Source organism: Pseudomonas sp. D8002 (assembly GCF_013385695.1).
GTDB lineage: Bacteria > Pseudomonadota > Gammaproteobacteria > Pseudomonadales > Pseudomonadaceae > Aquipseudomonas.
In genome coordinates this window covers 179993-200503 of record NZ_JACAPM010000034.1, presented here as the reverse complement: position 1 = coordinate 200503, position 20511 = coordinate 179993, and the positions used below count along the sequence as shown (strand labels likewise).

Here is a 20511-nt window from a genome sequence, read left to right as displayed (position 1 = left end):
CCGCAGCAACGGATATGTACACAATCAAAACCCTACGTAGCCGGCCGAATCGCCTTGATCAGCGACTGCAACGAATACCCCAACCGCGGCGCCAACGCCTCAGCCCGCGCAGACAACGCCGCCACATCAAGCACCTGATCCAGATCCGCCGGCACCAGCAAAATCACATTCCCCTCCTTCACCGGCAACTCCCAATAATGCCGGTGATACAACCCACGCAACAACGCCGCTCCCAACGGCTTCCCATCATCCGTAGCCCACTGATTAATCACCAACCACCCCCCCGGATTCAGCTTCTTCTGGCAGTTCTCCAGAAACGTCCAGGCCAGATGCCCAACGCCCGGGCCAACATCCGTATACAGATCGACAAAAATCAGGTCCGCCGACTCAGCCGAAGGCAGCAATTCCAACGCATCCCCAACGCGGATATACAGCCGAGGATCATCATCCAGCCCCAAGTACTCAATGGCCAGACGCGGCACATCAGGCCGCAGTTCGATGGCTTCCACATCATCCAAAGGCAGAAACTTCAGGCAAGCCTGGGTCAACGTCCCAGCGCCCAAGCCCAGGAACAACGCACTCTCCGGCTGCTCATGGCACAACGCCCCAATCAGCATCGCGCGGGTGTAGTCATACTCCAACCAGCTCGGGTCAGCAGTAAACACACAACTCTGCTCGATGGCATCGCCAAACTCGAGAAAGCGGTAATCGGCCACTTCCAGCACGCGGATCATGCCGAAGTCATCATGGACCTCGGCCAGCAGGCGCTCGACGCGCTCCTCAGACATTGCAACTCCTAACGGCGTGCCAACGGGAAAGCCGGGATTGTGGGCGAACCGGCGGCAGCAGGTCACGTACTAATTGCTGATAACATGACGGCCCGACCGCAAATCACTCGAGTTCATGATGAGCCAACCCTGGAGCCCCGACAGCTGGCGCGCCCTGCCGATCCAGCAACAACCCCAGTACCCTGACGCCGCGCATTTGTCGCAGGTCGAGCAAAACCTGGCGAGCTATCCGCCGCTGGTGTTTGCCGGTGAAGCCCGTGAGTTGCGCCGTCAGTTTGCCGAGGTGACCCAGGGTCGCGCCTTCCTGTTGCAAGGCGGCGATTGCGCCGAGAGTTTTGCCGAGTTCTCGGCGGCAAAAATCCGCGACACCTTCAAGGTGCTGCTGCAGATGGCGATTGTGATGACCTTCGCTGCCGGCTGCCCGGTGGTCAAGGTCGGGCGTATGGCGGGCCAGTTCGCCAAGCCGCGCTCTTCCAACGATGAAACCATCGACGGCATCACCCTGCCCGCCTACCGCGGCGATATCGTCAACGGTATCGGCTTCGACGAAAAAAGCCGCGTGCCCGATCCGGACCGCCTGCTGCAGTCCTACCACCAGTCCACCGCCACCCTGAACCTGCTGCGGGCGTTTGCCCAGGGCGGTTTTGCCGACCTGCACCAGGTGCACAAGTGGAACCTGGACTTCATCGCCAACTCCGCCCTGGCCGAGAAGTACAGCCAACTGGCCGACCGCATCGACGAAACCCTGGCCTTCATGCGTGCCTGTGGCATGGACAGCTCGCCGCAACTGCGCGAGACCAGTTTCTTCACCGCCCACGAAGCGCTGCTGCTCAACTACGAACAAGCCTTCGTGCGCCGCGACAGCCTGACCAACGACTATTACGACTGCTCGGCACACATGCTCTGGATCGGTGATCGCACCCGCCAACTTGACGGTGCCCACGTCGAATTCCTGCGCGGGGTGAACAACCCGATCGGGGTCAAGGTCGGCCCGAGCATGAACCCCGACGACCTGATCCGCCTGATCGACATCCTCAACCCGGACAACGACCCGGGCCGCCTGAACCTGATTGCGCGCATGGGTGCCAGCAAGGTCGGCGACCATCTGCCCAACCTGATCCGCGCGGTACAGCGCGAGGGCAAACAGGTGCTGTGGAGTTCCGACCCGATGCACGGCAACACCATCAAGGCCAGCAGCGGCTACAAGACTCGGGACTTCGCGCAGATTCTCAGTGAGGTGAAGGAGTTCTTCCAGGTGCATGAAGCCGAAGGCACTTACGCCGGCGGGATTCATATCGAGATGACCGGGCAGAACGTCACCGAGTGCATCGGTGGCGCACGGCCGATTACCGAAGACGGGTTGTCGGACCGCTACCACACCCACTGCGACCCACGGATGAATGCCGATCAGTCGCTGGAATTGGCATTCCTGATTGCCGAGACGCTAAAACAGGTCAAGCGTTAAAAGCTCTACCCGCAACCGTGCCGCACTGGCCCGCTGGCAATTGAGCTGTATCTGCTCAAGCCCGAGCCAGTCGGCCATCTGCCGCAGATTCAGGGCCAGCGCGCGCATGCCCTCCTCGTCCAGCCCCGGCTCTTCCTCGTGAACGGCGTGCACCGCCAGGCGTCCGGCCGCCCGCTCCGCTCGCAGATCCACGCGCGCGGCAATCCGCTCGTTGTGCAGGAACGGCAGCACGTAGTAGCCATATACCCGCTTGTCCTGGGGCGTGTAGATCTCCAGCCGATAGCGGAAATCGAACAACCGCTCGGTACGGCTGCGCTCCCAGATCAGCGAATCAAAAGGCGATAACAGTGCGCTGGCAGGCACCTTGCGCGGGACTTTTGGCTCGGGCAGGCAATAAGCCGGCTGTTTCCAGCCCTGGACCTCGCAGGTGATCAATTGCCCATCCTCGACCAGCTCCGCCAGGCGCCCACGGCTGTCGGCCGGGTCCAGACGGAAGTAGTCGCGCAGGTCTTTTTCAGTGCCCACCCCCAGCGCCGTGGCGCTGTGCAGCAGCAAACCGCGTTGCGCCTCTGCCTCGTCCAACGGGGCTTGCTGGAGAATGTCGGCCGGGATCACACGCTCCGGCAGGTCGTACAAACGCTCAAAACCCCGCCGCCCGGCGACGGTCACCTGGCCGGCGGCGAACAACCATTCCAGCGCATGCTTTTCATCGCTCCAGTCCCACCACGGGCCGGCGCGCTCCTCGCGGGTCGACAAACTGCCCGCACCCAGGGCGCCTAGTTGTTCGACGATGCCCAGCACCCGGGCGATGGTGGCCTGCTGCTCGCGACCAAAACGCGCCATTTGCTGATAGATCCCCTGCCCCCGGGCCGCCCGTTCCATGCGCCAGCGCATCAATGGGTACAGCGCCATTGGCAACAACGACGCCTCATGCCCCCAATATTCGAACAGCGAGCGGCGCCGCCCCGAACTCCAGGCGGCCTGTTCTAGAATCAACGGAGAGTAATGCCCCAGACGGGAAAACAGCGGCAGGTAGTGCGAACGCACCACCGCATTTACCGAATCAATCTGCAACACGCCCAAACGCTCAACCAGGCGATTGACCTGCGCCGCCTTGATCAACGCCGGCGGCTGGCGCCCGGAAAAACCCTGGGCGGCCAGCGCCAGGCGTCGCGCCTGCTTGAGGGAAAAGGACAGTTCTGCGGGCATGGGCATCTCCTTGTGTGCTCGCGAACCACCCTACTGTATCCCGAGTCATTTTCGCAGCGGGTCTTCCCAAAAATGCCGGCGGCTTTCCTGCTCGACATCGCCACGGTTGAGCCCGATGTCCTTGAGCGCCTCATCGCTCATGCTCATCAACAGCTGACGCTCACGGTGCACGGCCATCCACCGGGAACCCAGTTGAAGCAGCCCGGAAAACGGCCGCTTCGCCATCAGTACAAAGCCTCTTTGACCTTTCATCATCTCGCCCTCCAGTGGGGATGACTGAAGTCTGTGCCTGGCGCTATGATCAATCCAACGAATGTTTCTTATGCAATACATCTCGGAGATTGATCAATTGTCCAGCTACCCGAGTATCGACACCGAGGTGCTGCGCACCTTCGTCGCCATCGCTGATCAAGGGGGCTTTACCCGCGCCGGCGAGCAGGTCAACCGCACCCAGTCGGCGGTGAGCATGCAGATGAAACGCCTGGAAGAAGATGTGTTGCAGCGCAAGTTGTTCGAGCGCGATGGTCGCCAGGTGCGGCTGACTCCGGAAGGCCAGGTGCTATTGGGCTATGCCCGCAGGATCCTGAAGCTGCACAGCGAGGTGTTCAACACCCTGCGCGAGCCGCACATGGTCGGGTTGGTGCGCATCGGCACCCCGGACGATTACGTGATGCGCTACTTGCCGGGGATTCTCAAGCGCTTCTCCAAGGCTTACCCGCTGATCCAGATTGAAATGCACTGCGAGTCGTCGCCGGTGCTGATGCAGCGCCGGGACCTCGACCTGACCGTTATCAGCCGCGAACCGGGAAATGAAATCGGCGAACTGCTGCGCCATGAACGCATGGTGTGGGTGGCGGCGCCCTGCTTCTGCATGGATGAGCACAGCGCCCTGCCCCTGGCCATTTCCGGCCTCGACAGTTTTTGCACGCAGTGGGCACGCGCCGCGCTGGACGCCCAGGGGCAGGAGTACCGACTGGCGTATCACAGCTCCAACGGGGCCGCGATCCTCGCAGTGGTGGGTGCCGGCCTGGCCGTCACGATCAATATGGAAAGCCTGGTGACCGAAGACCTGCGCATATTGGGCACAGCGGACGGTTTTCCGCCGCTGCCGTCGGTCAACCTGCGTCTGTTGCGCAACCCGCGCACCACCTCGCCGATTACCGAATGCCTCGCCGAATACATCCTCGAAGGCTTCAAACTTTAAACGTCAGCATCACCGCACACACCGCCAGGAACCCGCAGAACAGCCCGCGTAACATGCGCTCCGGCATGGCGTGGGCGACTTTCACGCCCCAACTGATACTGAGCAAACCGCCGACGGCCAAAGGCACGCCGATCAGCCAGTCCACTTCGTGGTGCCAGGCGTAGGTCACCAGGGTCACGCTGGTGCTCGGCAGAGCCAGGGCCAGCGACAGCCCTTGGGCCACCACCTGGCTGGTGCCGAAGATGCTGGTCAGCACCGGCGTGGCAACCACTGCACCGCCCACCCCGAACAAGCCACCCATGGAGCCTGACGCCGCGCCCAACACCCCAAGCCACGGCCAGGAATAACGCATCTGCGCTGACGGCGGTGCATTGTGGGTAAACATTCGCAGCAGGTTGTAGGACGCCAATACCAGCAGAAACGCGATAAAACCCACCCGCATCACGTCAGCATCGATCCCCACCGCCCAGATCGAGCCCAGCCAGGCGAAGGAAAAACCCATCACGCCCAACGGCAGTGCATGACGCAATTCAATCCGGTTGCGCTGGTGATAACGCCACAACGCCAGCATCACATTCGGCACCACCATCACCAGGGCCGTGCCTTGGGCGATCTGCTGGTCGAGGCCGAAAAATACCCCCAGCACGGGAATGGCAATCAGCCCGCCGCCGATGCCGAACAAGCCACCGACCGTGCCCAACGCTACGCCCAGCATTAAATACAACGTTAAATCTGCCACCCGCTCGCTCCTGCTGTTCCCAGGCCTTGCATGCTACGCAGTCCGCTCTGGTGCGGAAACGCACAGCAACGCACAATGGCTGTGCCAATCTCGCACAAGCAGACGCTGATGAACCCCAATACATTGACCGATCAACTGAGCCTGTTTCTCGACGTACTGGAAGCCGGCAGCTTTTCCGCAGCCGCGCGCCGTCACCCGCTCACGCCCTCGGCCGTGGCGCGGCGCATCGACAGCCTGGAAAGCTCGGTGGGTAGCCGGCTGTTTCAACGCAGCACCCATGCGGTGGTGCCGACGCCCGCCGGCCTGGCGTTTGCCGAGCGCGCCCGGCGGATTGTCAGCGAGCTGCAACTGGCGCGGGCCGAAGCGGTGTCGCTGAGTCATGCGCCTGAAGGCTTGATCCGCGTGGACGCACCGGCGGCTTTCGGCAGGCGGCATTTGGCGCCTGCCATCGCTGACTTTCTCAACGTCTATCCGGGACTGGACGTGCACCTGCACTTGATCGACAGCTTTGTCGACATGCAGGGCGAGCATCTGGGCAAGGTCGACCTGGTGCTGCGGGCCGGGCATATCGTCGACACCCGGCTGATTGCCACGCCACTGGCCAGCATCGTGCGCATCGCTTGCGCAAGCCCGGCCTACCTGAAAAGCCGTGGCACCCCGACCCATCCCAGCCAGTTAAGCGAGCATGACGGCCTGGACTGGGAAGGCCTGGCACCGATGTTCGCCTGGCGTTTTGAGCTCGATGGGCGCAAATCCACCTACCGCCCGCAGCGCATTCGCATGAGCGCCAATAACGCCGAAGCCCTGCTTTCAGGCGCGCTGGCCGGACTGGGTGTTGCGCATCTGCCCACCTGGCTCGCCAGTGAATACCTGGTGCGCGGTGAACTGGTCCCGCTGTTCTGCGAGAACGGCCTGCCGACGCCTGAAACCGCGGGCATCTATGCGCTACGCCTGGAGCAACACGCCAACGCCCGCAGCCGCTTGTTGCTGGAATACCTCAAGGCGCGCTTCAGCCCTGTGCCGCCCTGGGACCTGGCACTGCAAAGCGGCCTGGGTTGACCGGCCAGACAGAATTGTCTGGCGCGTTAAAGATTTGCCCGCTAGATTCGAAACCAGACACGTTTTAAGGCACTGCCATGACCAAGCCCCTCGATACCTGCGAATCCTTGTTGCTCGACAACCAGCTGTGTTTTGCCCTGCATTCCACCTCGTTGTTGATGACCAAGGTCTACAAACCGCTGCTGCAAGCCCTCGGCCTGACCTATCCGCAGTACCTGGCCATGATGGTGCTGTGGGAAGAGGATGGCTTGACCGTAGGCGAAATCAGCAATCGCCTGCTGACGGATCCCGGCTCCCTGACGCCGCTGCTCAAGCGCCTGGAAGTCGAAGGCCTGCTCAGCCGCACCCGCAGCCGCGAAGACGAGCGCGTGGTGGTGGTTGAATTGACCGAGGCCGGGCGCGCCCTGCGGGACAAAGCCATGGAGATTCCACAGTGCATCCTGGGCGCCAGCGGGCTGGACATCGAGCAGTTGCGCAAGCTGCAGGGCGATTTACTGGCACTGCGAAAAAACCTGCAAGTCTCCCTCTAAAGGCACCACGCATCAAAAAATGTGGGAGCGGGCTTGCTCGCGAATGCGGTGGATCAGTCAATGCATCTAGTGACTGTCACACCGCATTCGCGAGCAAGCCCGCTCCCACATTTGTTTGTGCAATGCCTGGCTATCAAAGCACACAAAATATTTTCCAAATATATCTTGCGCACTAACTATTAGCGCGATACATTCACCTCGCCACTTACTTAGCGCGCAAACATTTAGCGCAAACACTGACGAGGAAATCACCATGCAAGCTCTCTACACCGCAGTAGCCACCGCCACCGGCGGCCGTGATGGTCGTGCTGTTTCCAGCGACAACATCCTCGATGTAAAACTCTCCACGCCAAAAGAACTGGGCGGCGCGGGTGGCCAGGCCACCAACCCGGAACAACTGTTCGCTGCCGGCTACTCAGCCTGCTTCATCGGCGCCCTGAAATTCGTCGCCAGCCAGACCAAACGCAAAATCCCGGATGACGCTTCGATCACTGCCCACGTCGGCATCGGTCAAATCCCCGGCGGTTTCGGCCTGGACATCGACCTGCACGTCAGCTTGCCCGGCCTGGCCCAGGACGACGCGCAAAGCCTGGTCGACGCTGCGCACCAGGTTTGCCCTTACTCCAACGCCACCCGTGGCAACGTCGATGTACGCCTGCACGTAACCGTCTGACCCACGCGGTTTTTTGGAGAAGAACATGAACACATTTGGCAAAGTACTCACCGGCACCCTGCTCGCCTTCTCGATCACCAATGCCTTTGCGGCCAGCGGTGACGTGGAACACAACACCCAGGCGTTTCTCGATGTACTGAACGCCGGCACCGGCAAACCGATGGAGCAACTGACGCCCAGGGAAGCCCGTGCGGTGCTGACAGGTGCACAGTCAGGCGTGAAACTGACGCTGCCCAAGGCCGACGTGAGCCAGAAGACCATTCAGGTCGATGGCCAGCCGCTGAGCCTGACCATCGTGCGTCCGGCCGGGGTCAAGGGCACATTGCCGGTGTTCATGTTCTTCCACGGCGGTGGCTGGGTACTCGGGGATTTCCCGACCCACGAGCGTCTGGTACGTGACCTGGTGGTGGGGTCGGGAGCGGCGGCGGTGTTCGTCAACTACACGCCATCACCTGAAGCGCACTACCCGGTGGCGATCAACCAGGCGTACGGGGCAACCAAGTGGGTGGCCGAACACGGTAGCGAGATCAACGTCGATGGCAAACGCCTGGCCGTCGCCGGCAACAGCGTCGGCGGCAACATGGCAGCGGTGGTCAGCCTGATGGCCAAGGACAGGGGCACTCCGTCAATCAAGTTCCAACTGCTGTTGTGGCCGGTGACCGACGCCAACTTCGACACCGGGTCCTACAACCAGTTTGCCGAAGGCCACTTCCTGACCCGCAACATGATGAAGTGGTTCTGGGACAACTACACCACCGACACCAACCAGCGCGCCGAGATCTATGCGTCGCCCCTGCGGGCAAGCACCGCGCAGCTCAAGGGTTTGCCACCTGCGTTGATTCAGACCGCAGGCTCGGACGTGCTGCGTGACGAAGGCGAAGCCTATGCCCGCAAGCTGGATGAGGCCGGTGTACCGGTGACCGCCGTGCGCTACAACGGCATGATCCATGACTACGGTTTGCTGAATGTCGTCAGCCAGGTACCGGAGGTTCGTTCGGCGCTGCTGCAGGCGTCCGAGGAACTGAAGCAACACCTGAAGTAAAAAGCGGCACCCACAAAAAAGCCCGACGCATGGTCGGGCTTTTTTTATCGTACCGGTGGCGCAGGAATTACTTCTTGGCGCGACCTTTGTACGAACCACCTTCACGGGTGTCGATCTCGATCAGGTCGTCGATTTCGATGAAATCGGCTACTTGCAGTTCGGTACCGTTAGCCAGCTTGGCAGGCTTCATCACCTTGCCCGAGGTGTCGCCGCGAGCGGAACCTTCGGTGTAGGCAACCTTACGCACGATAGTGGTCGGCAGCTCTACGGAAACCAGACGGTCTTCGAAGAAGATAGCTTCGCAGACGTCTTCCATGCCTTCTTCCACGAACGGCAGAACGGCTTCGATGTCTTCAGCGTTCAGCTCGTACATGGTGTAGTCGGTGGTGTCCATGAACGTGTAGGTGTCGCCGCTGATGAAGGACAGGGTCGCTTCTTTGCGGTCGAGGATCACGTCGTCCAGTTTGTCATCGGCGCTGTAGACGATCTCGGTCTTGTAACCGGTCAGCAGGTTCTTCAGCTTGGTCTTCATGATTGCGCTGTTACGACCAGACTTGGTGAACTCAGCTTTCTGAACCAGCCAAGGGTCGTTTTCGAGACGGATCACTGTACCGGGTTTCAGTTCTTTACCAGTTTTCATTGCGAATATCCGAAATTTGGATGGGATTTACAAAAATCAAGGTCGCGTATCATATCCAATTTACATAAAACTGTACCAGCGCCGTCGCAAGATCGGTCCGCGAGCCTTGTTCCAGAGCCCATTTCTCGGCGTTCGTGGTCACTTCCGGCCAGTGTTCCAGCAGCATTTTCCAGCAAAGTGCCATATCGCCATCAGCGTTCCAGGCCTGCCAAAGGCCGACCAACGCGACTTTCGCAGCCGGAGACAGACCTTCGGTATACAGCTCAAGGAACGCATCGAGCTTGTCCAGGTGAATGTCTTCGTCCTGGCGATAGATATGCCACAACAGTGGCCGCCCGGCCCATTGCGCCCGCACGAACGAGTCTTCGCCGCGCACGGCGTTGAAGTCGCAGCACCACAACAGCCGGTCGTATTGCTCCTGGCGCACAAACGGCAGCACTTGCACGGTCAACCCGTCGCGCCGGTGCACATCACCTACTTCCAATGACTCGACCCCCAGCCAGCCCTGCACATCTCCGAGGATCCGCCCTTCCGGCACCAGCAGATGAGTGGCGCGCCCATCGGCCGCCAGCACGTCGAGCCAACTGGCCAGCCCGGCGTTTTCATAGGCGAACAACGACATCATCCGCGCACCGTCCACCGGGAAAACCCCAAGCGCCTGCAGAAACTGCTGCCGGGCGGCGGCGTCTTGCTGGAAGGCATCGCGCTGTTCCAGCAGCCCCGCCTCACGCAATAAGCCGCCGGTGCCGGGACGGAATCCGGGAAAGAAGAAGTACTTTTGCACGCCCTTGAATTTCACCGAGGGCAAACCGTGGCAGCCGACCACCCAGTCTTCGGCGCTCAGGTAATCCAGGTTCATCCACAGCGGCGTGCGGTCGCGTGCGGCCATCGCCTCCATGTAGTCAGGCGGCAATTGACAGGCGAACGCAGCGATCACCACGTCTGCCGCGTCGGTCGCCGGCCAGTCGGAGGGCCAGTAGCGCACGTCGACGCCCTCTTGCCATTGCTGGTGCACCTGCACATCAATCTCGGGGCACATGCGTTCGAACGCCCGCAGGTCATCGACCCACAAGCGCACCGCACACCCTTGTTCCGCCACCAATTGCCGGGCCAGGCGCCAGGTCACGCCGATGTCGCCGTAGTTATCGACGACGCTGCAAAAAATATCCCAGCGGGCTTTCATTCCGGGCTCCAACGCTCAAAGGCTCGATTGTCCGTATAAATGCCTCGATACAGAAGGGTTGATCGCGATTATTCTGCGCGCGGCTGTGGGACAATCGGCGCCATGCCGCACGTGCCTGCCAGGAGGCCACCATGTCTGATCGTTCGTTCTCGCTGTTCAAACTCAGTATCGCCGTGGCCTTCGGCCTGTGGCTGGGGTTTATCGCCATTGTGCTGAGCGTTTGGCTGGCTTCCCGCTACCTGCCCGAGCAAACCGTGGCGCCGGTGGCCCGAGTGGTGCAGCAACTGGGCAAGCCAGAGGTGGTTGCACCGGAGCCGCCGAACCGGATGTTCGAGCAGTACCAGGAGAACCTGCGCAAGCAGGAGCAACAGCAAACCCTGGACCAGGCCCGCAACAACCCGCGTAACCTGTCCAACCCCAAATGCCAGTTCTGGCTGCAACAGGACCAGAACGCCCCCAACGACAAGAGCCGGGCCAACGTCCTGCAATTTTGCGATTGATCACGAAAGCCGCCCATGAATAAACACGCCGTTCACCAGTTGGTTTTGGACAAACTCGCGGTCGATCTCGATATCGCCCAGCGCGCCGCGCAAACCGCGTACGAAACCGCGACCCACGAAGAAAACATCGCCGAGAACAAGTACGACACCCTGGGCCTGGAGGCTTCTTACCTGGCAGCCGGCCAGGCCCGACGCGTCGAGGAGATCCGGCAGGCGCTGACGCTCTGCCAGAACATGCAACTGCGGGCCTACGATGACCAGCGCGGCATCGAAGTGGGCGCATTACTGGGGTTGGCAGATGAAAACGATCGCCAGCAGTGGCTATTCCTGGCGCCGGACGGCGCAGGCTTGAAGGTCGATGTGGTGGGGCAACCGGTGACCGTCATCACCCCACGCTCGCCCCTGGGCAAAAGCCTGCTGGGCAAGTTCGAAGGGGATGAGGTGGAGATTCTGGTGGGGGGCGCTCGGCAACAGTTTGCTGTTACCGAGGTGAAGTAAGCCGATCAGTGAACCGGTAGTTCAACGCCGTCGAACAGCTCTTCCAGTTCCTGCTTGTTGTGGCACTGGATGGCCTTGGCCATCACTTCGCGCGTCAGGTGCGGCGCGAACTTTTCGATGAAGTCGCACATGAAACCACGCAGGAAGGTGCCACGACGGAAACCGATCTTGGTCACGCTGGACTCGAACAGCTCGCTGGCATCGAGCACCACCAGGTCGTTGTCGAGCTTGGTGTCGACCGCCATCTTGGCGACGATACCGACACCCAGGCCCAGGCGCACATAAGTCTTGATGACGTCGGCGTCAGCCGCGGTGAACACCACTTTCGGCGTCAGGCCACGATGGCTGAAGGCTTCGTCGAGTTTCGAACGGCCGGTAAAACCGAACACGTAAGTCACGATCGGGTATTCAGCCAGGGCTTCCAGGGTCAGCTTCGGCAGCTTGGCCAGTGGGTGGCCTTGTGGGACCACGACGCAACGGTTCCAGCGGTAGCACGGCATCATCACCAGGTCGCCGAACAATTCCAGCGCTTCGGTGGCAATCGCGAAATCGACGGTGCCGTCGGCGGCCATCTCGGCGATCTGCATCGGCGAGCCCTGGTGCATGTGCAAGGCCACGTCCGGGTACTGCTTGATAAAGCTGCTGATCACCGGCGGCAGCGCATAACGCGCCTGGGTGTGGGTGGTGGCGATCGACAGGGTGCCCTTTTTCTCGTTGGAGAATTCCTGGGCGATCTGCTTGATGCTTTCGACCTTGCGCAGGATCTCGCCGGCGGTGGTGATGATGCGCTCACCGGCCGGGGTGACACGGGTCAGGTGCTTGCCGCTGCGTGCGAACACTTCAACGCCCAACTCATCTTCGAGCAGGCGGATCTGCTTGCTGATACCGGGTTGCGAGGTGTAAAGGCTTTGAGCAGTAGCGGAAACGTTGAGGTCGTGGTGCGCCACTTCCCAGATGTAGCGCAGTTGTTGAAGCTTCATATGTGTCCCTCAAAGCGGATAGACGCCACGGGTATCAGCGACGGTATATAACTATATTAAAGGTTAGACGGATAAATCTAGAACTTTTTATCGTTTTCTACCAATCACACGTCGTCACTGCGTCGACGCTGCAACAGCGGTACCAGGTACACCGGCACCTGGGACAGCTGCAGCACCCGTGCGGCGGTTCTCCCCAGGGGTGTTGCCACCCCGACCGCCTGGCTGTGACTACCTACGATCAACAAATCCACAGAGAGTTTCTGCGACTGGTCGAGAATCACTTCACAAGGATCACCCTGGATCACCCGCACCGAACGGATCAACTTGAGGTCCTGCTCCCCGTCCCCCAGCTCCTCGCGAAAACTGTCGAGCACCCGTTGTTCGATGGTCGCCATCACCGTCGTCAGGCCCTGGCTTTGCCATTCACTCAAGGCCTTCTCATCAAGGTAGCTCTGCAACACCGATTCGGCGAACAGCCCGATGGGCTCGACCACGTGAATCACATACAGATCAGCCTTGAACGTTCGCGCCAGCGCCAGGGCATGTTGCATCACATAGGGGGCATACAGACCGAGGTCAGTGGCGTACAGCATCGAACGAATCATAGAACCTCCTGGGCAGCCAGGATGGCGGGGATTGATTCAGCTTAGCAGCGCCTTTGGCAGTGCTCAGCCCTCGGTCTGAATTTTCAACTCGTTACTGATGCCATGGGGGACGTGACCGGTAGCCACGAACTCCCGGGCCTTCTCGCAATGCCCTTCCTGGTCATCGAAAAACACATCGGCGGCGAAGGCTTCGAGGAACGCCGACTTCTCCAGGCCACCAAGAAACAGCGACTCGTCGAGACGGATATCCCACTCGCGCAGCGTGCGAATCACCCGCTCGTGGGAAGGCGCCGAACGGGCGGTCACCAGCGCAGTGCGGATGGGGCAGGACTCGTCGGGGAACTCGCGCTGCAACAGGTTGAGTGCCGCCAGGAAGCCCTTGAATGGGCCGCCGCGCAACGGCTCGCGGGCGGATTCGCGCTCGCTGGCCTGGAAGGCTTCAAGGCCGCCCGACTGATAAACGCGCTCGGACTCGTCGGAAAACAGCACCGCGTCGCCATCGAAGGCGATCCGCAATTCAGCACTGGAGGCCCGACCTGCGCCGCCCGACAGAATCGTCGCTGCGGCAAACCCGGCATCCAGGGCGCTGCGCACATCCTCGGCATGGGTGGACAGAAACAGGTGGCAGCCAAACGCCGCCAGATAAGGATAAGGGCTGCGCCCGCCGACAAACGCCGCGCGGGAGATGTCGAGCCCGTAATGCTGGATCGAATTGAATACACGCAAGCCGGTGTCGGCACTGTTGCGCGACACCAGCACCACCTCGACCCGGGCGCGGCCGAGGCTGGCGTTGAGGCTCAGGAGTTTCTCCACCAGCGGGAAGGCGTCACCGGGCTCGAGGGTTTCTTCCTCGTGGTCGATCTGGTACTTGCGGTACGCCTCGACGCCTTGGGCCAGGTAGACCTTGTGGCTCTCGCTCAGGTCGAACAGCGCTCGCGAGGAAATCGCCAGCACCAGTTTGTCGCCCAATCCCTTCGCCATGGTGTTCCCCCCAATCAGCGGTTATGCCGATCCATAAAACTCAAGGCCTGATACAGCGCCTGCATGCGTGGCAATTCACAACCCGCCGCGTTGGCCGCGGCCAAGGGGCGCGCGTAGATCGCCGCCAGTTCCAGCGGGCGCTTGTGCACGTAATCGTGATACATGCTGGGCAAGTAGTCATCCATGCTCTCGGTCATGGTGAACATCTGCCCGGCGTAACTGGCGGGAATCTCATGCCCGCAGGCGTGGGCGCCCTGCACCACTTCGGCCATCAGCGCCTGGATCAGTTCGCGGCTGGACTCATCCGCCATCATCGCCGTGGTGCCCGTGCCGAACACTACCGAGAGACCGTTGTAAGGCACGTTCCACACCAGTTTATGCCAGCGCGCCTGGTGCACATTGGCCATGGCCTGGGAATCGATACCGGCCTGGTGAAACAGCGCGGCGCCTTCTTCGACGATGGCTTGCCGACCGCTGTCATCGTTGGCCGCGGGGCCACTGTGGTAACCCAGGTTGACCCGGCCCAGCGCCTGATGCTCGACGATCCCGGGACCGGAACGGTGCACGCCGATGTAGCACAGGCCACCCAGCAGGTGCAGCGACGGCGGCAGGTGTTCACGCAGGCTGTCCTCTACGTCGAGGCCATTTTGCAACAGGATTATCCTGGCGTCCGGGGCGGCAACCTGAGCGATGGTCGGGGCCAGTTCTACATTCCCGGTCGATTTGGTGCCCACCAGCAGCCAGTCGCACGGCGGCATGTCGGCGGCGCGGGCATAAGCCTGTACCGGGTGAAGGTGCACGGTTCCGTGGATCGTGCTGTTGAGTTGCAGGCCGCGCTCGCTGACCGCCGCGTACTCGCTGCGCAGCAGGAAATGCACATCGAAGCCGGCGCGCGCGAGCATCACACCGTAGTAGCCACCAATGGCCCCGGTGCCGATGATCCCGATCCGTGGCGACTGTTTTGTTACTTCGGTCATGGCAACTCCTCTGGTATTCGTTTGAGCGCCTGCTGCACACCTTGAGTCAGGTCGCTGGCGGTCAGACGCGTCAGTGACGCTAATATTCCATGGAATTTCCCGTTACACACCACAAACAACGCCGGCAGGTGAAAGATCTCGTAGCGCTCCACTGCCCCGCCATTGTGACCCGCATCCACCCAGCACACCCGGTCCACCGGCAAGTCCCAACCCGGCAGTTGCTGGTGCAGGAAGCGGCAACGCGAGCAGCCGTCACCGGTAAACACCACCAGGGACGTGCCGGGAAGCGCCAGTAATTGCTGGTCGATATCCAGGTCGGTAAGTTGCAGTTCTTTCACTATACTGCTGCCACCGCCGTCAACTGGACGGTGCTCGGAGTCCGTGTGCATGGGTCGTTTCTTTCCTCACCCTGATGATGTCGCTGTCGAAATAACCCAACGCCCCATTTCCGGCATTTCCCGCCAACGGCTGCACACTATCGGCCTGGGCGGCGTCGCATGCAATTGCCCACGCGCCTGGCGCCAGGGCGCGGCCATCGAGTTGCACATCCCCTCACTGGGCCAGACGGCCCGCTATCCGGGCTATGTGGCATGGTGCCGCAAGGCCGAAAACGGCTACCGCGTCGACATTGCCTTTACCGATGAGCAGGCCTTGTTCGGTGCGCGGATGGGTGAGCAAGTGTGCCAGATCGAACGGTACTGCCGCCTCCACGAAGGCGTCGAGCCCACACCCGGGCAGAGCGAAGCGCTGGCCCGGGAATGGGTCACGCGCCATGCCGGCGAGTTCTCCCATGAGGCTTTTGTGCTGCCAGCGCTGGATTAAAGCGGACGTTGCCCATTGTCTCGCAGCCTTGTAACGCGCTAAGGTTCCGCTCCCCGCTGCACTTAAATCATGCTGTGCTCCGCCGCACGGGGATCGCTGGCGGCCGGCACCCGTGACCCTGACGAGTAACACGATGGCTGATTTACCGATCAACGACCTTAACGTCGAATCCAACGAGACCCTGATCACGCCCGATCAGCTCAAGCGCGAAATCCCCCTGAGCGACGCTGCCCTGCAGACCGTCACCAAGGGCCGCGAAGTCATCCGTGAGATTCTCGACGGCACCGACCACCGCCTGTTCGTGGTCATCGGGCCGTGCTCGATCCATGACCTCAAGGCTGCCCACGAATACGCCGAGCGCCTGAAGGTGCTGGCGGCGGAAGTGTCCGACACCTTGTACCTGGTGATGCGTGTCTATTTCGAGAAGCCGCGTACCACAGTCGGCTGGAAAGGCTTGATCAACGACCCGTACCTGGACGACTCGTTCAAGATCCAGGATGGCCTGCACATCGGTCGTCAATTGCTGCTGGACCTGGCGGAAATGGGCCTGCCGACGGCAACCGAAGCCCTGGACCCGATTTCCCCGCAGTACCTGCAAGACCTGATCAGCTGGTCGGCAATTGGTGCACGCACCACCGAATCCCAGACTCACCGCGAAATGGCTTCCGGCCTGTCCTCGGCCGTGGGTTTCAAGAACGGTACCGATGGCGGCCTGACCGTGGCGATCAACGCCCTGCAGTCGGTCTCCAGCCCGCACCGCTTCCTGGGCATCAACCAGGAAGGTGGCGTGTCCATCGTCACCACAAAGGGCAACGCCTACGGTCACGTGGTACTGCGTGGCGGCAATGGCAAGCCCAACTATGATTCGGTCAGCGTGGCCTTGTGCGAACAGGCGCTGAACAAGGCGAAGATCAAGCCGAACATCATGGTCGATTGCAGCCACGCCAACTCCAACAAGGACCCGGCCCTGCAACCGCTGGTGATGGAGAACGTGGCCAACCAGATTCTGGAAGGCAACCAGTCGATCATCGGCCTGATGGTCGAAAGCCACCTGAACTGGGGCTGCCAGGCGATTCCAAAGGACCTGGCCGACCTGCAATACGGCGTGTCGATCACCGATGCGTGCATCGACTGGTCTGCCACCGAGACCACCTTGCGCAGCATGCACGCCAAGCTCAAGGACGTGTTGCCCAAGCGCCAGCGCGGCTGAGCACAGACTGCGGACACAAAAACGCCGGGCTAAACCCGGCGTTTTTTTTGATCGTTCCCCCGCCCTGCGTGGGAATGCATCCTGGGATGCTCTGCGTACCGCCCTACTCAATGCTCAAAGCTTCGCGGCATGGCGCTGGTGGCGCTCCATGTAGCGCTCAACGTAGGAGCAGGACGGGATCACCGTATAACCTGCCTCTTCGGCGAACTTCAACGCTTCCTCGGTCAGCGCGGCAGCAATGCCACGGCCGCGCAATGCGTTGGGCACGAAGGTGCGATAGATATCCAGGGTCTGCTTCCCGAGATCCATATAGGTCAGATAGGCACGATGACCGTCCACATTGGTCTCGAACTGATGACCAGCCTGGTCATGGTGGATGGACAACGCCTCGCTCATCACTACTCCTCGCGGGTCTTGGTTTCTGACCCCTACCTTACCGATGTTTTTCCGGCGAAGGAACATCTACGCCACCCGGTGCCGGTTTCGACAACGAGAAAAGCGGCCAGTGCCTTGCACTAGCGCTCACAACCAGCACAGGGAAATAGTAGGCGCCAATCGCTCAATTGCTCAAGACGCGCTCGTCTTCCGTTGCGCTGGCGGACATAGAAAGGGCCAATCGAGATTCCTTACGTCGATGGCCTGAACATTGCCGGCAGTTGAAGCTTGAGACGAACACGCGCTCTTAAAGTCACCTCAACATGCACAAAAGATACCGAATGGCGAAAAGACAATCTGAACAATAGTGTCAGGGACGATATATAAAATGACTTATGTTTACATGGCTTAACACATGCCAGCCGGCCCTTTCAGGCTGGATCCAATCCTCGGCCGAGTGCAAAAATCTGCATATTTTTTATACAGACTCTCGAAAGATTAGCCAAAATAGATTGGACGCGAGAATTTTTTTTGCTTCTTGCGCTACGTCAGTTTACTTACTACAAGTAATGGGTAGTATGTACGCCGGCTATTAGCTCACTCTGAGAAAGTAGCCATTTAATAGAAAGTCCTTGAAGGGGAACACGATGAACAACGTTCTGAAATTCTCTGCTCTGGCTCTGGCCGCAGTTCTGGCTACCGGTTGCAGCAGCGTCTCCAAAGAAACCGAAGCTCGTCTGACTGCAACTGAAGACGCAGCAGCACGCTCCCAGGCTCGTGCAGACGAAGCCTACCGTAAAGCTGATGAAGCTCTGGCTGCTGCTCAAAAAGCACAACAGACTGCTGACGAAGCTAACGAGCGCGCTCTGCGCATGCTTGAAAAAGCAAGCCGCAAGTAATAATCCTCCGGGGTTGTTATCAAGCCGATCCATTCTTGGATCGGCTTTTTTTTGCCTGTGATTTGGCTGGATTCCAGACAATAAAAAACCCGTCACCGCGCGAGGCGATAACGGGTTATGGATCGTGCAGGCTTACTGCTGCAGATCGACCGGCGTACTCGATACCATCGGCGCCCCGCCGGGTACACCGATTTCCGTCGGCAAACCGTCTTCAGCCGCAACCACGTCACGCACCTGGTCCCAGTTGACCCGCAGGTTGCTGGACAGGTCTTCACGCTTGAGCAAGGCGTTGATGACGGCGGTGTGCTTGTCGACGACCGATGGGGTGCCATCGTCGTTCAGCGGCGTATGGGCTTCCAGGTAGACCTTGCCCCCGGCCGCGCCGAACTTGTAGGCGTCGTTGATAATCCGCACCGACGTGCCCACCGGCACCATGTCGGCCATTTCCAGCACGTTGTTGTTGAACATGCGGAAGCAACCGTGGCTGGTACGGGTACCGATGCCGAACTTCATGTTGGAACCGTGGATCAGGTAGCCCGGCGTGCCGAGGGTGAACTTGAACGGCCCCAGCGGGTTGTCCGGGCCGGCCGGCACGACGTTGGGCAACGGGTCGCCATTGGCGGCGTGTTCTGCCTTGATCGAGGCTGGCGGGGTCCAGGTCGGGTTCGGGATCTTGCCCGTGATGGTGGTGTGGGCCACTGGCGAGCCCCAGCCTTCACGGCCAATCCCCAACGGGAACGTGTACACCACGTTCTGGCCCTTGGGGTAGTAGTAGAGCCGGTACTCCGCCAGGTTGATCACGATGCCTTCACGCGGGCCGGGCGGCAGGATGAAGCGCGTCGGCAACACGATCTCGGTACCCGCTCCCGGCAGCCAGGCATCCACGCCCGGGTTGGCCGCGACCATCTCCGAATAACCCAGGTCGTAGGTGGTGCCGAGGTCCGCGAAGGTATCTTCGTACTTGGCCTTGATCACCTGGACCTGGCCAACGATATCTTCACCCGGTGGCGGCAAAGGCAACTGCAAGGCTGCAGCAGGACCGGCCGCGCAGAGCGCAGCGAGAGACAGGCAGCAGGTGACGGCGGAAAGGCGCGACAACATCCGGGAATTCCTTCGCAGATCGACGGGTAGTAGAAAATGGATTGTACACGGCTGCCCGGCGGGCACCCATATTCAAAGCTCGAAGCGCAGCTCTGGCCAGATCGGCGGTGTGCCGCGTTTTTGCGACTCGAGGATCGCCCGGCACAGGGGGCACAAACGCTGGTCCTGGAAGATCGAGCGATCCACCGATGACCAGCGCGGCTGGGCAGGCAACAACGTGCCGCAGAGGGTGCGGTCGATGGACCCGCCCAACTCCAATTGACGCGTCACCAGATGCACCCGGACTTCCTGGCAGGCGAACAGATCCAGCTGTTCGTCAGGCTCGATCAGTTGGTAGGCAAACAGTGACCAGGCAGGACGCGACATCGGGGGCTCCAAATCGGGGGGGCGCCACCTTAGCCGAAAGACCGCTGCTAGAAAAGCGTCATAGCAGTGGTTTTAGCGTTGGCCAGACATTTTCCAGCAACTTGCTCTGCGCGCCAACCGCCGGGTGCAATTGGTCAGCCTGCATCAGCTCTGGATGGCCGCCGATTCCTTCCAGGAAAAACGGTACCAGCGGGACGCTTTTCTCCTTGGCCAACGCCCCGTAGACCTCGGCAAACGCGGTGGTGTATTTCGGGCCGTAATTGGGCGGTAACTGCATGCCCAGCAGCAGCACCTTGGCACCGCTGGCCTTGGACTGTTCAATCATCGATGCAAGATTTTGTTTCAATTGCTCGGGTGGCTGCCCACGCAGGCCGTCATTGCCGCCCAGCTCAATGATCACCAGGTCCGGCTTATGCTCTGCAAGCGCCGCCGGCAGCCGCGCCCGGCCTCCGGCACTGGTGTCGCCGCTGATAGAGGCGTTGACCACTTTATCGTCGAAACCTTCGCTCTTGAGCCGTTGTCCCAACAACGCTACCCACCCTTTGCTGGTATCCAGCCCGAAACCGGCACTGATACTATCGCCAACGATCAGGACTGTACCCGCCGCTGCGTTCTGGGCCATGCACATCAAGGCCAGGCCAGCACTCAAAAACCACATTCGCATT

The 20511-nt window shown here is 60.7% G+C and carries 26 protein-coding genes; 11 read left to right on the top strand and 15 right to left on the bottom strand.

Going from position 1 to position 20511, the window contains the following annotated elements; translation table 11 throughout:
- Positions 1-32: 32 nt before the first annotated feature.
- Entirely contained in the window at positions 33-788 is a 756-nt protein-coding gene (locus HX807_RS21130; protein ID WP_087693646.1) for a spermidine synthase, read from the bottom strand.
- Between the two features lie 118 nt (positions 789-906).
- On the opposite strand from HX807_RS21130, the gene HX807_RS21125 reads away from it, so the two are divergent.
- A complete protein-coding gene (locus tag HX807_RS21125) occupies positions 907-2253 on the top strand; it encodes a class II 3-deoxy-7-phosphoheptulonate synthase (protein ID WP_087693647.1) in 1347 nt (448 codons plus the stop codon).
- On the opposite strand, the gene HX807_RS21120 is transcribed toward HX807_RS21125, so the two are convergent.
- Positions 2233-3462 carry a winged helix-turn-helix domain-containing protein gene (locus tag HX807_RS21120; protein ID WP_177050931.1) on the bottom strand — a complete coding sequence of 410 codons (1230 nt, stop codon included), beginning with the start codon at positions 3460-3462 and terminating at the stop codon, positions 2233-2235. The genes HX807_RS21125 and HX807_RS21120 overlap by 21 nt on opposite strands.
- A gap of 45 nt (positions 3463-3507) precedes the next feature.
- On the bottom strand, positions 3508-3714 hold the full coding sequence (locus tag HX807_RS21115; protein ID WP_003218685.1) for a DUF1127 domain-containing protein: 207 nt from the start codon (positions 3712-3714) through the stop codon (positions 3508-3510).
- A gap of 70 nt (positions 3715-3784) precedes the next feature.
- On the opposite strand from HX807_RS21115, the gene HX807_RS21110 reads away from it, so the two are divergent.
- On the top strand, positions 3785-4666 hold the full coding sequence (locus HX807_RS21110; RefSeq protein WP_023659060.1) for a LysR family transcriptional regulator: 882 nt from the start codon (positions 3785-3787) through the stop codon (positions 4664-4666).
- Here the strand turns inward: HX807_RS21110 and HX807_RS21105 are convergent.
- Complete coding sequence (locus HX807_RS21105) at positions 4656-5405, bottom strand: sulfite exporter TauE/SafE family protein (RefSeq protein ID WP_102605071.1); 750 nt, start codon at positions 5403-5405, stop codon at positions 4656-4658. The genes HX807_RS21110 and HX807_RS21105 overlap by 11 nt on opposite strands.
- Positions 5406-5513: 108 nt before the next feature.
- Here HX807_RS21105 and HX807_RS21100 point away from each other — a divergent pair, with 108 nt between their 5' ends.
- The 4 genes from HX807_RS21100 (at position 5514) to HX807_RS21085 (ending at position 8709) form a co-directional block, all read left to right on the top strand.
- A complete protein-coding gene (locus tag HX807_RS21100) occupies positions 5514-6464 on the top strand; it encodes a LysR family transcriptional regulator (protein ID WP_008437773.1) in 951 nt (316 codons plus the stop codon).
- A 77-nt stretch (positions 6465-6541) separates the two neighbouring features.
- The gene (locus HX807_RS21095; protein ID WP_177050930.1) at positions 6542-6994 is read left to right on the top strand and encodes a MarR family winged helix-turn-helix transcriptional regulator; all 453 of its coding nucleotides are present in this window, start codon (positions 6542-6544) and stop codon (positions 6992-6994) included.
- A 253-nt stretch (positions 6995-7247) separates the two neighbouring features.
- Positions 7248-7667: an organic hydroperoxide resistance protein gene (locus HX807_RS21090; RefSeq protein WP_003218695.1), complete on the top strand. Its 420-nt coding sequence runs from the start codon at positions 7248-7250 to the stop codon at positions 7665-7667.
- Between the two features lie 25 nt (positions 7668-7692).
- A complete protein-coding gene (locus HX807_RS21085; RefSeq protein ID WP_102368442.1) occupies positions 7693-8709 on the top strand; it encodes an alpha/beta hydrolase in 1017 nt (338 codons plus the stop codon).
- Between the two features lie 67 nt (positions 8710-8776).
- Here the strand turns inward: HX807_RS21085 and HX807_RS21080 are convergent, their stop codons facing one another.
- Positions 8777-9349 (bottom strand): elongation factor P, encoded by a 573-nt coding sequence (locus HX807_RS21080; RefSeq protein ID WP_003218698.1) that lies wholly within the window; start codon positions 9347-9349, stop codon positions 8777-8779.
- 49 nt (positions 9350-9398) lie between these two features.
- On the bottom strand, positions 9399-10532 hold the full coding sequence (gene earP / locus HX807_RS21075) for an elongation factor P maturation arginine rhamnosyltransferase EarP (RefSeq protein ID WP_177050929.1): 1134 nt from the start codon (positions 10530-10532) through the stop codon (positions 9399-9401).
- Positions 10533-10663: 131 nt separating this feature from the next.
- Between earP and HX807_RS21070 the strand changes: the two genes are divergently transcribed.
- Positions 10664-11032, top strand: coding sequence for a hypothetical protein (locus HX807_RS21070; RefSeq protein ID WP_003218702.1), 369 nt, complete (start codon positions 10664-10666; stop codon positions 11030-11032).
- 15 nt (positions 11033-11047) lie between these two features.
- On the top strand, positions 11048-11530 hold the full coding sequence (locus HX807_RS21065) for a GreA/GreB family elongation factor (protein ID WP_003218705.1): 483 nt from the start codon (positions 11048-11050) through the stop codon (positions 11528-11530).
- A gap of 5 nt (positions 11531-11535) precedes the next feature.
- Here HX807_RS21065 and cysB read toward each other — a convergent pair whose 3' ends face one another.
- The 5 genes from cysB to HX807_RS21040 form a co-directional block, all read right to left on the bottom strand.
- Positions 11536-12510: an HTH-type transcriptional regulator CysB gene (cysB, locus tag HX807_RS21060; RefSeq protein ID WP_003218707.1), complete on the bottom strand. Its 975-nt coding sequence runs from the start codon at positions 12508-12510 to the stop codon at positions 11536-11538.
- 104 nt (positions 12511-12614) lie between these two features.
- Positions 12615-13115, bottom strand: a complete 501-nt coding sequence (locus HX807_RS21055) for a universal stress protein (RefSeq protein ID WP_003218709.1) — start codon at positions 13113-13115, stop codon at positions 12615-12617.
- Positions 13116-13178: 63 nt separating this feature from the next.
- Positions 13179-14096 (bottom strand): 5'-nucleotidase, encoded by a 918-nt coding sequence (locus tag HX807_RS21050; RefSeq protein ID WP_134325996.1) that lies wholly within the window; start codon positions 14094-14096, stop codon positions 13179-13181.
- Positions 14097-14110: 14 nt separating this feature from the next.
- A complete protein-coding gene (locus HX807_RS21045) occupies positions 14111-15073 on the bottom strand; it encodes a putative 2-dehydropantoate 2-reductase (RefSeq protein ID WP_003218713.1) in 963 nt (320 codons plus the stop codon).
- Positions 15070-15462: a thioredoxin gene (locus HX807_RS21040; RefSeq protein WP_177050928.1), complete on the bottom strand. Its 393-nt coding sequence runs from the start codon at positions 15460-15462 to the stop codon at positions 15070-15072. The genes HX807_RS21045 and HX807_RS21040 overlap by 4 nt, the downstream gene beginning before the upstream one ends.
- Between HX807_RS21040 and HX807_RS21035 the strand changes: the two genes are divergently transcribed.
- Entirely contained in the window at positions 15461-15895 is a 435-nt protein-coding gene (locus HX807_RS21035; protein WP_003218717.1) for a PilZ domain-containing protein, read from the top strand. The two genes, HX807_RS21040 and HX807_RS21035, sit on opposite strands and share 2 nt — an antisense overlap.
- Before the next feature lie 133 nt (positions 15896-16028).
- Complete coding sequence (locus HX807_RS21030) at positions 16029-17105, top strand: 3-deoxy-7-phosphoheptulonate synthase (protein WP_003218719.1); 1077 nt, start codon at positions 16029-16031, stop codon at positions 17103-17105.
- A gap of 114 nt (positions 17106-17219) precedes the next feature.
- Here the strand turns inward: HX807_RS21030 and HX807_RS21025 are convergent, their stop codons facing one another.
- Positions 17220-17501 carry a GNAT family N-acetyltransferase gene (locus HX807_RS21025; protein ID WP_003189869.1) on the bottom strand — a complete coding sequence of 94 codons (282 nt, stop codon included), beginning with the start codon at positions 17499-17501 and terminating at the stop codon, positions 17220-17222.
- A gap of 626 nt (positions 17502-18127) precedes the next feature.
- Between HX807_RS21025 and oprI the strand changes: the two genes are divergently transcribed.
- A complete protein-coding gene (oprI, locus tag HX807_RS21020) occupies positions 18128-18379 on the top strand; it encodes an outer membrane lipoprotei OprI (RefSeq protein WP_003172710.1) in 252 nt (83 codons plus the stop codon).
- A 132-nt stretch (positions 18380-18511) separates the two neighbouring features.
- Here oprI and HX807_RS21015 read toward each other — a convergent pair whose 3' ends face one another.
- The 3 genes from HX807_RS21015 to HX807_RS21005 all read right to left on the bottom strand — a co-directional run bounded on the left by HX807_RS21015 (position 18512) and on the right by HX807_RS21005 (position 20510).
- The gene (locus HX807_RS21015) at positions 18512-19480 is read right to left on the bottom strand and encodes a L,D-transpeptidase family protein (RefSeq protein ID WP_008437756.1); all 969 of its coding nucleotides are present in this window, start codon (positions 19478-19480) and stop codon (positions 18512-18514) included.
- Positions 19481-19552: 72 nt separating this feature from the next.
- Entirely contained in the window at positions 19553-19846 is a 294-nt protein-coding gene (locus HX807_RS21010; protein WP_003218723.1) for a hypothetical protein, read from the bottom strand.
- Between the two features lie 58 nt (positions 19847-19904).
- Positions 19905-20510 (bottom strand): arylesterase, encoded by a 606-nt coding sequence (locus tag HX807_RS21005; RefSeq protein ID WP_134325994.1) that lies wholly within the window; start codon positions 20508-20510, stop codon positions 19905-19907.
- Position 20511 lies beyond the last annotated feature (1 nt).